The 15,227-nt window shown below is 71.1% G+C and carries 15 protein-coding genes; 5 read left to right on the plus strand and 10 right to left on the minus strand.

Going from position 1 to position 15,227, the window contains the following annotated elements; all coding sequences use genetic code 11:
* Positions 1–39 precede the first annotated feature (39 nt).
* From BIV23_RS10945 to BIV23_RS10970, 6 genes are all read right to left on the minus strand, one after another.
* Positions 40–951: an LLM class flavin-dependent oxidoreductase gene (locus BIV23_RS10945; RefSeq protein ID WP_071380593.1), complete on the minus strand. Its 912-nt coding sequence runs from the start codon at positions 949–951 to the stop codon at positions 40–42.
* A 42-nt stretch (positions 952–993) separates the two neighbouring features.
* Positions 994–1,452 (minus strand): hypothetical protein, encoded by a 459-nt coding sequence (locus BIV23_RS10950; RefSeq protein ID WP_071380594.1) that lies wholly within the window; start codon positions 1,450–1,452, stop codon positions 994–996.
* A gap of 58 nt (positions 1,453–1,510) precedes the next feature.
* Positions 1,511–2,071, minus strand: a complete 561-nt coding sequence (locus BIV23_RS10955) for an RNA 2'-phosphotransferase (RefSeq protein ID WP_071380595.1) — start codon at positions 2,069–2,071, stop codon at positions 1,511–1,513.
* A 121-nt stretch (positions 2,072–2,192) separates the two neighbouring features.
* Positions 2,193–3,140, minus strand: a complete 948-nt coding sequence (locus BIV23_RS10960) for a MerR family transcriptional regulator (protein WP_071380596.1) — start codon at positions 3,138–3,140, stop codon at positions 2,193–2,195.
* Between the two features lies 1 nt (position 3,141).
* A complete protein-coding gene (locus BIV23_RS10965; RefSeq protein ID WP_177239848.1) occupies positions 3,142–4,896 on the minus strand; it encodes an SDR family oxidoreductase in 1,755 nt (584 codons plus the stop codon).
* A gap of 32 nt (positions 4,897–4,928) precedes the next feature.
* Positions 4,929–5,771 carry a M24 family metallopeptidase gene (locus tag BIV23_RS10970; RefSeq protein ID WP_071380597.1) on the minus strand — a complete coding sequence of 281 codons (843 nt, stop codon included), beginning with the start codon at positions 5,769–5,771 and terminating at the stop codon, positions 4,929–4,931.
* A 255-nt stretch (positions 5,772–6,026) separates the two neighbouring features.
* On the opposite strand from BIV23_RS10970, the gene BIV23_RS10975 reads away from it, so the two are divergent.
* The 5 genes from BIV23_RS10975 (at position 6,027) to BIV23_RS10995 (ending at position 9,878) form a co-directional block, all read left to right on the plus strand.
* On the plus strand, positions 6,027–7,010 hold the full coding sequence (locus tag BIV23_RS10975) for an ABC transporter ATP-binding protein (protein WP_071380709.1): 984 nt from the start codon (positions 6,027–6,029) through the stop codon (positions 7,008–7,010).
* The gene (locus BIV23_RS10980) at positions 7,000–7,908 is read left to right on the plus strand and encodes an ABC transporter permease subunit (RefSeq protein ID WP_071380598.1); all 909 of its coding nucleotides are present in this window, start codon (positions 7,000–7,002) and stop codon (positions 7,906–7,908) included. The genes BIV23_RS10975 and BIV23_RS10980 overlap by 11 nt, the downstream gene beginning before the upstream one ends.
* The gene (locus BIV23_RS10985) at positions 7,905–8,816 is read left to right on the plus strand and encodes an ABC transporter ATP-binding protein (protein ID WP_071380599.1); all 912 of its coding nucleotides are present in this window, start codon (positions 7,905–7,907) and stop codon (positions 8,814–8,816) included. Before BIV23_RS10980 ends, BIV23_RS10985 begins: the two co-directional genes overlap by 4 nt.
* 10 nt (positions 8,817–8,826) lie before the next feature.
* Positions 8,827–9,546 carry an ABC transporter permease subunit gene (locus tag BIV23_RS10990; protein ID WP_071374973.1) on the plus strand — a complete coding sequence of 240 codons (720 nt, stop codon included), beginning with the start codon at positions 8,827–8,829 and terminating at the stop codon, positions 9,544–9,546.
* A gap of 80 nt (positions 9,547–9,626) precedes the next feature.
* Positions 9,627–9,878: an SGM_3592 family protein gene (locus BIV23_RS10995; protein WP_071380600.1), complete on the plus strand. Its 252-nt coding sequence runs from the start codon at positions 9,627–9,629 to the stop codon at positions 9,876–9,878.
* A 336-nt stretch (positions 9,879–10,214) separates the two neighbouring features.
* Here BIV23_RS10995 and BIV23_RS11000 read toward each other — a convergent pair whose 3' ends face one another.
* From BIV23_RS11000 to efeB, 4 genes are all read right to left on the minus strand, one after another.
* The gene (locus BIV23_RS11000) at positions 10,215–11,015 is read right to left on the minus strand and encodes an HAD family hydrolase (RefSeq protein WP_071380601.1); all 801 of its coding nucleotides are present in this window, start codon (positions 11,013–11,015) and stop codon (positions 10,215–10,217) included.
* Positions 11,012–12,289 (minus strand): serine--tRNA ligase, encoded by a 1,278-nt coding sequence (serS, locus tag BIV23_RS11005; protein ID WP_071380602.1) that lies wholly within the window; start codon positions 12,287–12,289, stop codon positions 11,012–11,014. Before serS ends, BIV23_RS11000 begins: the two co-directional genes overlap by 4 nt.
* Positions 12,290–12,881: 592 nt before the next feature.
* Complete coding sequence (gene pheA, locus BIV23_RS11010; RefSeq protein WP_071380603.1) at positions 12,882–13,814, minus strand: prephenate dehydratase; 933 nt, start codon at positions 13,812–13,814, stop codon at positions 12,882–12,884.
* A gap of 126 nt (positions 13,815–13,940) precedes the next feature.
* Positions 13,941–15,224: an iron uptake transporter deferrochelatase/peroxidase subunit gene (gene efeB, locus BIV23_RS11015; RefSeq protein WP_071380604.1), complete on the minus strand. Its 1,284-nt coding sequence runs from the start codon at positions 15,222–15,224 to the stop codon at positions 13,941–13,943.
* Between the last annotated feature and the right edge of the window lie 3 nt (positions 15,225–15,227).

Consider the following 15,227-nt stretch of genomic DNA (forward strand, 5'->3'; position numbering starts at 1 on the left):
GACACGGACGGCATCCGGTGCGCCGGACCGCCTTCCGCGTCAGCCCAGTTGAGCGAGCCCTTCCATGGCGATCTTCTCGAAGACCTTCTCGTCCGCGGCGAAGTCGGAGTCCGGGATGGGCCAGTGGATCACGATCTCGGTGAAACCCAGCTCCCGGTGCCGGCCGGCGAAGTCCACGAAGGCGTCCACGGACCGGAGGGGCCGGGAACGGTCCGGAGTGAAGCCGGTGAGCAGGACCTTGTCCAGCTCGGCAACGTCCCGCCCGGCGGCCGCGCAGACCTCGGACAGCTTGCCCAGCTGGCCGCGCAGGGCCTCGACGGACTGCTCCGGGGTGCCGGTCTCGTAGAGCTTCGGGTCGCCCGTGGTCACCCAGGCCTGTCCGTACCGCGCGGCGAGCTTGAGGCCGCGCGGACCGGTGGCCGCGACCGCGAACGGCAGCCGGGGCCGCTGCACGCAGCCGGGGATGTTGCGCGCCTCGTTCGCCGAGTAGAACCGGCCCTCCTGGGTCACCGCGTCCTCGGTGAGCAGCCGGTCGAGCAGCGGCACGAACTCGGCGAAGCGGTCGGCGCGCTCGCGCGGGCTCCACGGCTCCTGGCCGCTGTTCAAAAGCGCCGTCGCGTCGAAGCCGGTGCCGCCGGCGCCGACGCCGAGGGTGATCCGGCCGCCGGAGATGTCGTCGAGGGAGATCAGCTCCTTGGCGAGGGTCACCGGATGGCGGAAGTTCGGCGAGGTCACCAGCGTGCCGAGGCGCAGGGTCTCGGTGACGCCGGCGGCCGCGGTCAGGGTCGGGACCGCGCCGAACCAGGGTCCGTCACGGAAGGTGCGCCAGGACAGGTGGTCGTAGGTGTACGCGGTGTGGAAGCCCAGCTGTTCGGCCCGTGTCCAGGTCGAACGCCCGCCTTCGTTCCAGCGGCGGTAGGGCAGGATCACGGTGCTCAGACGCAGGCTCATGCGTTCGAGAGTAAGCGGCCCCACGGACAACGACCCAAACGATCAGCGGATGTTCCGGCTCAGCCACGGGCTCAGCAGGATCATCGGGACGTACTCGGTGTGCGTGCGGTCGCCGGGCAGCGGGACGACCAGGCGGTAGCCGGGCGGGAAGCGGCGCACCTTGACGTGGGCGAGGCCGTCGAAGACGGAGCGGACGAAGGCCGGCACGTCGTCGCGCGCGATGTCGGGGCACTCGACGCCCTCGACGGTGATCAGCGCGTCGTCGTCCGGATAGAGCCGCACGCTCACCCGGGGCAGGCCGCCGAACTCGACGTACGCCTCGTGCGGCAGGGAGCCGTCGGGGTCCGTGGTCACCCCGATGCCCGCGGCGCCGCGGCGGGAGGTGCGGTCGGCGCCGATGTCGTCGCTCACCTCGATCTCGCGCGCGTAGCGGGCGGCGAGGGCGCGCAGGGCGTCGACGGCGGCCTGGGTGGTCGGCAGGTGTCCGGGCGAGTGGTCCATACCACCGAGGACGGTGGCATGCGCGCGGAGGTTCCCCGAGAGGAGGGGAGAGCGCAGGTCAGCGGGGGCCGGGGAAGCGCAGGTATCGCGGCGGTACGGCCTTCGTCAGCCAGACGCCGTTGGCGCTGACGTGGAACACGTGGCCGTCGCGGTGCATGGCGCCGGCGTCCACGGCGAGCACGACGGGGCGTCCGCGGCGGGCACCGACCCGGGTGGCGGTCTCGCGATCGGCGGACAGGTGCACGTCGTGCCGGTTCATGGGCCGCAGCCCCTGCGCGCGGATCGCGTCCAGGGCGCGGGCGACGGTCCCGTGGTAGAGGTACGGCGGCGGGGTCGCCGCGGGCAGGCCGAGGTCGACCTCGATGCTGTGGCCCTGGCTGGCGCGGATCCTGTCGCCGTCGACCGCGAAGCGCTGTTTGTCGTTGGCGGCCACCACGTGGTCCAGCTCCTCGCGCGTGACCGGGAACCCGTGCGCGGCGGCCGCGGCGATCAGCGCGTCGATCTCCACCCAGCCGGCCGGGTCCGGGGTGAGCCCGATCCGCTCCGGCTGGTGGCGCAGGTGTCTGGAGAGGTATTTCGACACCTTCACGGTGCGTCTTTCGTCATGCTCGTCCTTCATGTGTCCAGCGTGCGCGAGAGACGCGGATCACGCAGGTCTTTTTTGTCCCCAGGTTTGATCCACAACCAACTGTGGTTATCCACAGTGGAATTGGTGAAACTGTGGATAAGTGACGGGCGATTTAGGGTGGTTCGTGAAGTTCCTTGCCCACAGAGGAAGCTGAGGCCATCCTGTCCAACACCCGTCCCCTCACCTCCCGTTCGGCTGCCAGTGCGATGAAATCGGCGACATGCGCCGGTCCAACGAGCCTTTCCACGGCGGAGATCGTCTCGGCGGGCAAGGGCACGGAGCGGGTGCCGGACGTTCCCTCCGCCGGCTTCTCGGCGACGAGGTGGGTACGCAGATGCCTGGTGGCCAACGTGCGCATGGCCCGCGCCAGTTCGGCCTCCACCGTCTGCTGGGCCAGCGGCCGCAGCCGGCGCACGAGGGAGGCCGCCTCCGCGGCGTGCGCGTCCGTGCGCCGCCCGGGATCGTTCAGGTAGCGCGCGAAGACGTACTCGGTGGTGAACTCCAGGAAACGGGCGGCGATGTGCTCGACCTGACCTCTCAACTCCCGCAGATGGTCCGAGATCGCCGACAGCGGAACCCCGGCCGCGTGCAACTCGACGGCCACGGCCAGCTCTTGCGGGCTCGGTACCGCGAACGTGTCCGGGTCGCCCTCGATCCGCTCCAGCACGCCCAGCTCGACCGCCTCCGCCACGGCGTCGTCGTCGGGCACGGCGCCGAAGCGGGCGTCGAGCTCGGCCCGGGTGACCCGGTCGGGGCGCTCGTCCGTCCACGGGCCCTCCACCTCGGTGACCAGACCGAGCACCCCGCCGAGGCCCCGGCCGGTGTCCCAGGCCTCCAGCAACTCCTTGATCGACGCCAGCGTGTAGCCACGGTCGAGGAGATGGGCGATCTGGCGCAGCCGGGTGACGTGCGCCTCGGAGTAGAGGTTGGCACGGCCCCGGCGCTCGGGCCGGGGGAGCAGACCGCGGTCCTGGTAGGCGCGGATGGTCCGCACCGTCGTGGCCGTGTGGTGTGCCAGGTCCTCGATGCGGTACGTCCGCGCGGGCGGCGGCCCGGTCACGTCACAGCCTCGGCTCCACGCGCGCGATGCGCCGCAGCGCCCCGGGCAGGAAACGGGACATGAGGTGGGCGCCGCGCGCCTCCGGGGTCACCGGGACGACCGCCTTGTCACCGATCACCGCGTCCAGGATCGCCTCGGCCACCTTCTCCGGCGGGTAGTTGCGCTTGCCGTACAGCCGGGCCGAGTTCTTCTGCCGGCGCTTCTCCTCCGTCTCGTCGACCCCGGCGAAGCGGGCCGTGGAGGTGATGTTGGTGTTGACGATGCCGGGGCAGATCGCGCTCACCCCGATGCCCTGACCGGTGAGTTCGGCCCGCAGGCACTCGGAGAGCATCAGCACCGCCGCCTTGGAGGTGCTGTAGGCGGGCAGGGCCCGGGAGGGCTGGAAGGCCGCCGCCGAGGCGATGTTGACGATGTGGCCGCCCTGGCCGCGCTCGCTCATCCGCGCGCCGAAGAGCCGGCAGCCGTGGATCACGCCCCACAGGTTGACGTCCAGGACCTTGCGCCAGTCGTCGGTCGTGGTGGCGAAGAAGGAGCCGGACAGGCCGATGCCCGCGTTGTTGACCAGCACGTCCAGCACGCCGTACTCGCGGTGCACCTTCTCGGCCAGCTTCTCCATGGCCTGCTCGTCGGAGACGTCGGCCGTCTCCCCCCAGGCCTCGGGCGCGCCGACGAGCCGGGACAGCTCGGCGGTGCGCGCGGCGGACTCGGCGTCGCGGTCGACGGCGACCACGCGCGCGCCGGCCTCCGCGAAGGCGAAGGCCGTGGCCCGGCCGATGCCGCTGCCCGCGCCGGTGACCAGCACCAACTGCCCGCCGAACCGGGCGGCGTGGCGGCCGGTGGCCTTCGGTTCCGGGCGGCCGCCGTCGACGGACATGATGAATTCCTCGATCCAGGAGGCGACTTGGTCGGGCCGGGTGCGCGGCACCCAGTGCTTGGCCGGGAGCGTGCGGCGGGTCAGCTGTGGCGCCCACCGCTCCAGGCCGTCGTAGAGCCGCTCGGACAGGAACGCGTCCCCCTGCGGCGTGATGAGCTGCACGGGCGCGTGTGCGTACGCGTCGGGGCGGGGCCTGGCCAGCCGGGCGCGGACGTTGTCCCGGTAGAGCCAGGCGCCGTGCGCCGCGTCGGAGGAGAGGGACGCGGTCGGGTAGTCGCCGCCGGGGACCTGCTCGACGCGCTCCAGGATGCGCGGCCAGCGCTTGCCGAGCGGGCCGCGCCAGGCCAGCTCGGGCAGCACGGGCGTGTGCAGCATGTAGACGTACCAGGACTTGGCGCCCTGGCCGAGGAGCTGGCCCACCCGGCGGGGCGTCGGCCGCTTCACGCGCGCGTTGATCCAGTGCCCGAAGTGGTCCAGGGACGGGCCGGAGATCGAGGTGAAGGAGGCGATGCGGCCCTCCGTGCGGCCCACCGTGACGAACTCCCACGACTGCACCGAGCCCCAGTCGTGCCCGACCAGGTGCACCGGCCGGTCCGGGCTGACCGCGTCCAGCACGGCCAGGAAGTCGTCGGTGAGCTTGGCCAGCGTGAAGCCGCCGCGCAGCGGCTGCGGCGCCGTCGAGCGGCCGTGGCCCCGGACGTCGTACAGCACCACGTGGAAGCGGCCGGCGAGGCGGCCGGCCACCTCCGACCAGACCTCCTTGCTGTCCGGGTAGCCGTGCACCAGCACCACCGTCGGCTGCTCCGGATCTCCCAGCTCGGCCACGCACAGCTCGACCCCGCCGGTCGCGATCCGGCGCTCCCGCGCCCCCTTCAGCGTCACGTCCGCCCTCGCCTCTCCCGCTCCGTCCGCCGTCACTTCTCCTCCGCCCAGCGCCGCACGTGCGGCAGATCGTCGTCCAGCCAGAACGCGCTCTGCTCGGGGTCCCTGGAGTCGGTGACCACGAGGATCTCCTCGAACTTCGCGCCCGTGCCCCGGAAGCCGAGGTGGGGTTCGACCGCCCACAGGCCCGGCTGCGGCGGGTGGTCGGAGAAGCGGTACGGCGACCACAGCGGCGACCAGCCTTCGCGGTGGCCGTGCAGCGCGTCGGCGGCCAGCCCCTTCAGGGACTGCGTGCCGAACCCGAACAGGTGCGGGGAGAAACGGCGCTGCTTCACCCGGTCCACCTTGTGGGCGATCACGCCGAACGGGTACGCGCGATGCCGGTTGGCGTAGCCCTGGCGGACCATGAGGCGGTCCACGTCCTCGTAGATCTCGCGCAGCGGGCGCCGCTCGCGCACCTCGCGCAGGATCAGCTCCCGGTGCGCCTCCAGGTCGGCCATCAGCCGGTCCTGCACCGGGTTGACCCCGAGGGAGCCCGAGTAGCCGATGTCCGCCGTGTATCCCTCGTAGACCGGCGCCATGTCCAGGATGAACGGCATCCCGGGCGCCAGGGCGCGGTCGGTGGGGAAGAACTGGAACGGGACGCGGAAGTTCACGAACGCCGTGCGGTCGCCGAACCAGGCGAAGGGCAGATGGAACCAGTCCCGCACCCCGCGCTCGCGCAGCCACTCGCGCTGCATCCGCGCCGCCTCGCGCTCCGTCACACCCGGCTCCAGGCGCGCCGCGACCGCCTCCGCGCACTCGTAGGCGAGGCGCTGCACCCGCCTGAACCCCCGTAGCTCCACGGAGAGTTCGCTGCTCACTGCCGTCGTCATGCCGCCCCGTCCCGTCGTGCCGCCGACTCGACGCGTCGCCTCGTCGACTGCGGTACGCGTCCGTAACTTGACACTGGTGAATGTGACAGTTGTTAGAGGCGGCGTCAATAGGAGGGACGGCAGGCTGTGGAAAACCTGCGGTAACCCTTAGGCAGGGCATCCCTTAGGGCCCCGTAATACCTGGGACTGACACGAAGACGGCTCTGAGGTCTGACGACCGGCGTGGCCCGCGTCACTACCGTCGTATGCGTGACTGTGATCGCGACCGAAAGCCTGAGCAAGCGGTTCCCCCGGGTGACCGCTCTCGACCGGCTGTCCGTGGACATCGGACCCGGTGTGACCGGACTCGTCGGTGCCAACGGCGCCGGCAAGTCCACCCTGATCAAGATCCTGCTGGGTCTGTCCCCCGCCACGGAGGGCCGCGCCGAGGTGCTCGGCCTGGACGTCGCCGCCCCGTCGTCGGGCCGCGCCATCCGCGAGCGCGTCGGGTACATGCCGGAGCACGACTGCCTGCCGCCCGACGTCTCGGCCACCGAGTTCGTCGTCCACATGGCGCGCATGTCCGGCCTGCCGCCCGCCGCCGCGCGCGAGCGCACCGCGGACACCTTGCGCCACGTCGGCCTGTACGAGGAGCGCTACCGCCCCATCGGCGGCTACTCCACGGGCATGAAGCAGCGGGTCAAGCTCGCCCAGGCGCTGGTGCACGATCCGGAGCTGGTCTTCCTGGACGAGCCGACCAACGGTCTCGACCCGGTCGGGCGGGACGACATGCTCGGCCTGATCCGCCGCATCCACACCGACTTCGGCATCTCCGTCCTGGTCACCTCCCATCTGCTGGGCGAGCTGGAGCGCACCTGCGACCACGTCGTCGTCATCGACGGCGGCAAGCTCCTGCGCTCCAGCTCCACCACCGACTTCACCCGGACCACGACCACCCTGGCGATCGAGGTCACCGACAGCGAGACCCACCCCGACGGCACCCGCGCGGTCCGCGAGGCGCTCCACGCGCGCGGGCTGGACACGCGGAACGAGGGCGCCGGACTGCCCGGCGCGGGCCACATCCTGCTGCTGACCGCCGAGGGCGAGGAGACGTACGACCTCGTCCGGGACGTCGTCGCCGACCTCGGCCTCGGCCTGGTGCGCATGGAGCAGCGCCGGCACCACATCTCCGAGGTGTTCACCGACGACGGACACAGCAGCGACGAGCAGCGGAAGGAGGCCGTCGGACATGGCGGTTGAGCACCCCCTGCCGGCCCCGGCCGGCGACCAGACCCGCATCCACGACATCGGCTACCGCGGCTACGACGGCCCCCGCCTCGGCCGCGCCTACGCCCGCCGCTCGCTGTTCGCGCAGTCCCTGCGCGGCTCCTACGGACTCGGCCGCTCGGTGAAGTCCAAGGTGCTGCCGATGGTCCTGTTCGCGGTGATGTGCGTGCCCGCCGCCATCATGGTGGCCGTCACGGTCTTCACCAAGGCACACGAACTGCCCGTGACCTACACGCGTTACGCGATCATCATGCAGGCCGTGATCAGTCTGTACGTCGCCGCGCAGGCACCCCAGTCCGTCTCCCGCGACCTGCGCTTCAAGACCGTGCCGCTGTACTTCTCGCGGCCCATCGAGACCGCCGACTACGTCCGCGCCAAGTTCGCGTCGCTCGCCTCGGCGATCTTCATCCTGACCGCCACTCCCCTGCTCGTGATGTATGTGGGCGCGCTGCTGGCCAAGCTGGGCTTCGCCCACCAGACGAAGGAATTCGCCGAAGGACTGGTCTCCGTGGCGCTGCTCTCCCTGCTGTTCGCCGGCATCGGCCTGGTCATCGCCGCCGTCACCCCGCGCCGGGGCTTCGGCATCGCCGCCGTGATCGCCGTGATGATCATCTCCTACGGCGCGGTCTCCACGCTCCAGGCCATCGCCAACGTGCAGAACCATTCCTCCGCCATCCCGTGGATCGGCCTGTTCTCGCCCGTCACGCTCATCGACGGCGTCCAGTCGGCCTTCCTCGGCGCGACCGCCCGCAACCCCGGCGCGATCAACCCGTCGGCCGGACAGGGCGTGGTCTACGTCCTGGTCGTGCTCGGCCTGATCGCCGGCAGCTACGGCCTGCTGATGCGCCGCTACAAGAAGGTGGGATTGTGACCACGCTCAGCATCGACCACGTCTCCCGCTGGTTCGGCAACGTGGTCGCCGTCAACGACATCACGATGACGATCGGCCCCGGCGTCACCGGCCTGCTCGGCCCCAACGGCGCCGGAAAGTCCACCCTGATCAACATGATGGGCGGCTTCCTCGCCCCCTCCACCGGCACGGTCACCCTCGACGGACAGCCGGTGTGGCGCAACGAGGCCATCTACCGGCGCATCGGCATCGTCCCCGAGCGCGAGGCGATGTACGACTTCCTCACCGGCCGCGAATTCGTCGTGGCCAACGCCGAGTTGCACGGCCTGGGAGCGAGCGCGGCCCAGAAGGCCCTGGCCACGGTCGAGATGGAGTACGCGCAGGACCGGCGGATCTCGACGTACTCCAAGGGCATGCGGCAGCGCGTGAAGATGGCGAGCGCCCTCGTCCACGAGCCGTCGCTGCTCCTGCTGGACGAGCCGTTCAACGGCATGGACCCGCGCCAGCGCATGCAACTGATGGACCTGCTGCGGAAGATGGGCGACGAGGGCCGCACCGTGCTGTTCTCCTCGCACATCCTCGAAGAGGTCGAGCAGCTCGCCCGGCACATCGAGGTCGTCGTCGCGGGCCGGCACGCGGCCAGCGGCGACTTCCGCAGGATCCGCCGCCTGATGACCGACCGCCCGCACCGCTACCTCGTCCGCTCCAGCGACGACCGCGCCCTCGCGGCCGCGCTGATCGCCGACCCCTCGACGTCCGGCATCGAGGTGGACCACAGCGAGGGCGCGCTGCGCATCCAGGCCGTCGACTTCGGCCGCTTCACCGCTCTGCTGCCGAAGGTCGCCCGTGACCACGGCATCCGGCTCCTCACGGTCTCGCCGTCCGACGAGTCCCTGGAGTCCGTCTTTTCGTACCTGGTCGCGGCGTAGGAGGCCGAAGATGTACGACCCCACCGTCGCCCGGCTCACCTACCGGGCCCTGCTCGGCCGTCGCCGGGCCCTCATCCTCGGCGCGCTGCCGCTGCTGCTGATCGTGCTCGCCGTGGCCGTGCGGGCCCTGACCGGCGCCGACGACCAGACCGCGGCCGACGTCCTCGGCGGCTTCGCGATCGCCACGATGGTGCCGATCATCGGCGTCATCGCGGGCACAGGAGCGATCGGCCCGGAGATCGACGACGGCTCCGTCGTCTACCTGCTGTCCAAGCCGCTGAAGCGGCCCACGATCATCTTCACCAAGCTGATCGTCGCCATCGCCGTGACCATGGTCTTCTCGGCGCTGCCGACCCTGATCGCGGGCCTGATCCTCAACGGCAACGGCCAGCAGATCGCCGTCGCCTACACGGTCGCCGCGCTGGTCTCGTCCATCGCCTACTCGGCGCTGTTCCTGCTGCTCGGCACGGTCTCCCGGCACGCCGTGGTCTTCGGGCTCGTCTACGCACTGGTCTGGGAGGCGTTGTTCGGCTCCCTGGTGCCCGGTGCGCGCACGCTCAGCGTCCAGCAGTGGTCGCTGGCCGTCGCGCACAAGGTCGCCGGCGGGGACCTCGTGACCTCCACCGTGGGCCTGCCGACGGCCACGGTGCTGCTGGTCGCGGTCACCGTGCTGGCCACCTGGTACGCGGGCCAGAAGCTGCGGGCGCTGAAGCTCGCGGGCGAGGAGTAGGCCCCCCGGCGGCTTGACGGGGACTTCACACCGGTCCGGGCAAAATCAAGCAAAGCGGATGCAGGGCGAGGAGGTCGTCGATGACGGAGGAGACACCGGAGAGCGACGGGCGCGGGCGGTCCGGGGGCGACGTCTGGGACGGGCCGGACGAACTGGTCCTGGACGAGGCCTTCATACGCGGCGCCGAGACCTCCGAACCGTCCGCGCGGGCCCGGATGCTCGCCGCCCGCTGGCGTGCCGAGGAGCCGGAGCCGCAGCCATGGCGCTCCGACGAGCCGCCAGCGGGCTGGTTCTTCGGCAAGGCCCGGCGCCGCAGGTGGCGCCGCCGGTAATTCGGTGGCGCCCAACTCGGCGGCGGGGCAGAGTGATTGTGCCCCATCCGCCGGGATCGTCCCGGCGCCGTGATCCGGGAGTGGAGGTGGGCGATGCCCATGCACGGCACTGCGCCCAGCTCCCGACAGGACAGCCCGAGGCCGGCTCCGGTGTAGCTACCCCACCGTGGAGCCACGGGAGCTGTCCGGGGCGGCCGCGAGGCGCTGCCGCTGTGGTAGGGCCGGTCTTCAGCCGGGGTTGGTCATGTCGGCGCCCCGTGTTGCAGGCTGGGCCATCCGTTCCGCCCTGCGGAACGACGGCCACAGCGGTCGGCCACGCGGCCGCCTCCCCGGCCTTCAGCCCAGCAACCGCTCCAACACCACCGCGATCCCGTCGTCCTCGTTGGATGTGGTCACCTCGTCGGCCACCTCGCGCAGCGCCTCATGGGCGTTGGCCATGGCCACGCCCCGGGCGGCCCAGGCGAACATCGGGATGTCGTTGGGCATGTCGCCGAAGGCGATCGTGTCCGCGGCCTTCAGGCCCAGGCGGCGGGCCGCCAGGGACAGACCCGTGGCCTTGGAGAGGCCGAGCGGGAGCAGTTCGACGATGCCCTCGCCCGCCATGGCCACGGTGACGAAGCCGCCGGCCGCGCGCTCGGCCGCCTGCGCCAGTTCGTCGTCGGACAGCGTCGGGTGCTGTATGTAGATCTTGTTCAGCGGGGCCGTCCAGAGGTCGGACGCGTCCGTGAAGGGGATCGCGGGCAGCGCGCCCGTGACCGCGTAGCCCGGCCCGACCAGCACATCGCCGTCCAGGCCGTCCCGGCTCGCCGCCAGGTACAGCGGACCCACCTCGGCCTCGATCTTGGCCAGGGCGACACCCGCCAGCTGACGGTCCAGGGTGACCGAGGTCAGCAGGCGGTGCGCGCCGGCGTCGTAGACCTGCGCGCCCTGGCCGCAGACGGCGAGGCCGTCGTAGCCGAGGTCGTCCAGGATGTGCCGGGTCCAGGGGACGGCGCGGCCGGTGACGACGATGTGGGCCGCGCCCGCCGCGGTGGCCGCGGCGAGCGCGTCACGGGTGCGCTGCGAGACCGACTCGTCGGAGCGCAGGAGCGTTCCGTCGAGGTCGGTCGCGATCAGCCGGTACGCAAAGCCGGTCACTGCGCGGCCGGCTCCAGGACCTCGCGGCCGCCCAGGTAGGGGCGCAGCACCTCGGGGACCCGGACGGAGCCGTCGGCCAGCTGGTGGTTCTCCAGGATCGCCACGATCGTGCGCGGTACGGCGCACAGCGTGCCGTTGAGCGTGGCGAGCGGCTTGACCTGCTTGCCGTCACGCATGCGGATCGACAGCCGGCGGGACTGGAACTCGGTGCAGTCCGACGTCGAGGTCAGCTCGCGGTACTTGCCCTGGGTCGGGATCCACGCCTCGCAGTCGTACTTGCGGGCGGCCGAGGAGCCGAGGTCGGCGGAGGCGACGTCGATCACGCGGAACGGCAGCTCCAGCGAGGTCAGCCACTGCTTCTCCCACTCCAGCAGGCGCTGGTGCTCATTGCGGGAGTCCTCGGGGTCGACGTACGAGAACATCTCGACCTTGTCGAACTGGTGCACCCGGAAGATGCCCCGGGTGTCCTTTCCGTGCGAGCCGGCCTCGCGGCGGAAGCAGGGCGAGAAGCCCGCGTACCGCAGCGGCAGCCGGTCGGCGTCGATGATCTCGTCCATGTGGTACGCCGCGAGCGCGACCTCGGAGGTGCCGACCAGGTACAGGTCGTCCTTGTCGAGGTGGTAGACGTCCTGGGCCGCCTGGCCGAGGAAGCCGGTGCCCGCCATGGACTGGGGGCGGACGAGGGCCGGCACGAGCATGGGGGTGAAGCCCGCGGCCGTGGCCTGGGCCATCGCCGCGTTCACCAGGGCCAGCTCCAGCAGGGCGCCGACACCGGTGAGGAAGTAGAAGCGGGAGCCGGAGACCTTGGCGCCGCGCTCCACGTCGATCGCGCCGAGCAGCTGGCCCAGCTCCAGGTGGTCCTTGGGCTCGAAGCCCTCGGCACCGAAGTCGCGGATCGTGCCGTGCGTCTCCAGCGTGACGAAGTCCTCCTCGCCGCCGACGGGCACGTCGGGGTGGACGAGGTTGCCGAGCCGGAGCAGCAGCTCCTGGGTCTCGGCGTCGGCCGCGTCGCGGTCGGCGTCGGCGGCCTTGACGTCGGCGGCGAGCTGGCCGGCCTTCTTCAGCAGCTCGGCCTTCTCGTCGCCGGTGGCCTTGGGGATCAGCTTGCCGAGCTGCTTCTGCTCGGCGCGCAGCTCGTCGAAGCGGACGCCGGAGGACCTGCGCCGCTCGTCGGCAGACAGGAGGGAGTCGACGAGCGCGACATCCTCTCCACGGGCGCGCTGGGACGCGCGCACACGGTCGGGGTCCTCACGAAGCAGGCGAAGGTCAATCACGAGGCCAAGGCTACCGGTGCGGGCTCGTCGCTCACGAATCACTATTCCGTGGAGTTCCGATGCGCCACAATTTGTCACTTACGTTCCGTTATGAACGAATTGCGGAACGTGTCGGAACTGGTCAAGGGAAAGTGTCTCACTCCCTGGGACGGAGCACGCCTCCGGCGTCGGGTTGACCGGAATCCCTTGTGGAGAACGGGACTTCACAGCCGTGCTGTCCACAGGAATCCACACCCTCCCGAGAGTTATCCACAGGCTGTGTGGAAGATCTGTGGACTTCGGAATTGATCACTCCGGAACTTCCTGGCTGAGTGAAGAATTCCCAGGACAAACCTGGGTGACACCCACTTTCGGTGGAAAGCGGTCGCTCCAAAAGATGAATCAAAGGAAACGGGTGGACGAAGGGTGAGGCGCGGACCGATGGCCGCATCGGGGATGTGAGGGACGATTTGTCGACCGACTCATGCGCCCCTGTCGACTTGTCCCCAGGTCGAGAAGCGGACCTGTGGATAACTTCTGTGGATAACGATGATGTGCAGGTAGGACTGGCTGGAAACGGGCCACGACGGGTCCCGCGGCCTGATCGGCCCGATCAGAACCGGCCGTCCTGGCAGCGCGCCACCCAGTCCGAAGCGGCCATGAACTCCTCGTCCGAGGCCCATGCCGGCGTCGGCCGGGCCTCGGACGACGTGATGTCCGCGCGAGGGTAGGAGCCCAGGAAGCGCACCTGGAGGCAGATCCGCTTCAGCCCCATCAACGCCTCCGCCATCCGCCGGTCGGAGATATGGCCCTCCGCGTCGATGCAGAAGCAGTAGTTGCCGATCCCGGCCCCGGTCGGCCGGGACTGGAGCAGCATGAGGTTGATCCCGCGCGAGGCGAACTCGCCGAGCAGGTCGCGCAGGCCGCCGGGGTGGTCGTCGCGCTGCCACAGCACCACCGAGGTCTTGTCGGCACCGGTCGGCGCGGCGGGCCGGGCCGGGCGGCCGACCAGCACGAACCGGGTCTGCGCGTTCTCCGCGTCGTGGATCTCGGTCTCCAGGGCCACCAGGCCGTACCGGGCGGCGGCGAACTCGCCCGCGAACGCGGCGTCGTAGCGGCCCTCCTGGACCAGGCGGGCGGCGTCCGCATTGGAGGCGGCCGACTCCCAGACCGCGTCCGGGAGGTGCGTGCGCAGCCAGTTGCGCACCTGCGGCTGGGCCGCCGGGTGGGCGGAGACAGTCTTGATGTCGGTGAGCTTCGTGCCGGGCCGGACCAGCAGCGCGAAGGTGATCGAGAGCAGCACCTCGCGGTAGATGGTCAGCGGTTCACCCGCGACCAGCTCGTCCAGGGTGGTGGTGATGCCGCCCTCGACGGAGTTCTCGATCGGCACGAACGCGGCCTCGGCCTCGCCCGCCCGCACCGCGTCCAGCGCGGACTGCACCGACACGTACGGGATCAGCTCCCGGGTGGCCGCTTCCGGGAGTGTCTGCAGGGCGACTTCGGTGAAGGTGCCCTCGGGGCCGAGATACGCATAGCTCGCTGGCATGTCCCTCACCCTAGTGGCCGCGGGCCGCCCCGGCCCGGCCGTCTCACGAGAGCCACTCGACCGGATGGTTTGAACCGGGAAAGCCCAGTAAAACCGGTAAACCCCGTAACCTCGCCGAATTCCGGGCTAGCCCTCCAGCAGCCGCTGCCCCACGTACTCGCCCCGCGCCGCACCGCCCGGCACCGCGAACAGCCCGCTCGCCTCGTGCCGGATGAACTGCGACAGCGCGTCGCCCCGGTCGAGCTTGCGCTGCACCGGGACGAAGCCGCGCAGCGGGTCCGCCTGCCAGCACACGAAGAGAAGACCGGCGTCGGGCGTACCGTCCGCGTCGAAGCCGTCGTGGTACGAGAACGGGCGCCGCAGCAGGGCCGCGCCGCCGTTCCTGTCGGGCCGGGTGATCCGGGCGTGCGCGTTGAGCGGGACGACGTAATTGCCCTGGGAGTCGGTCTTCTCCAGATCCATCGGGGTCGTCTCGTCGCCCCCGGACAGCGCCGCCCCGTTGGCCTTGCGTCGCCCGATGACCTGTTCCTGGGCGGCCACCGACAGCTTCTCCCAGTCGTCCAGGAGCATCCGGATACGGCGTACGACGGCGTACGAGCCGTTCGCCATCCAGGCGGGCTCGCCCGAGGCGGGCACGAAGATCCGCCGGTCGAAGTCGGAGTCGGCCGGCTTCGGGTTGCGGGTGCCGTCGAGCTGGCCCATGAGGTTACGGGCCGTCATGGGGTGCGCGGTGGCGCCCGGGCTGCGGTTGAACCCGTTCATCTGCCAGCGCAGCCGGGCCGCTCCGCCCGCGTCCTTCTGGATCGCGCGCAGGGCGTGGAAGGCGACCAGAGCGTCGTTCGCGCCGATCTGCACCCACAGGTCGCCGTCACTGCGCGCCTTGTCCAGGTGGTCGGAGGAGAAGTCCGGCAGCGGGTCCAGCGCGCCCGGCCGCTGCGCGTCCAGGCCGGTCTTCCCGAAGAAGCCGTGCCCGAAGCCGAAGGTGATCGTCAGCGAGGAGGGGCCGGCGTCGCGGGCCACGTCGGTGTCGTCGTGCGGCGCGGCCTCGCCCGCCATCAGCCGTTCGGCCGTCGCCGACCAGCGGCGCAGCAGGGCCGCCGCCTCCTTGCGGCCCGCGCCCGCCGCCAGGTCGAAGGCGGCGAGATGGCCGCGCGCCTGGAGGCCCTCGGTGATGCCGGGCTGATGTTTCCCGTGAAACATCGCCCGGTCGGACCCCACCGAGGTGAGCGGGGTGGCCGAGGCGGGTGCGGTGGCGTAGCCCACGGCCCCGCCGGCCGTGCCGAGCACGAGCCCGGTGGCGCCGGCGGTGCCGAGCAGCGCGCGCCGGGAGACACCGTGGCCGCGTGCGGACTCGGAGGACTGCGACACCTCGGCGGAGGTGCGGACCTGCGGGACGGACTGGTCGGTCATGGT

Origin of the sequence: Streptomyces monashensis (assembly GCF_001866665.1) — a bacterium.
In the GTDB taxonomy this organism is placed as follows: domain Bacteria; phylum Actinomycetota; class Actinomycetes; order Streptomycetales; family Streptomycetaceae; genus Streptomyces; species Streptomyces monashensis.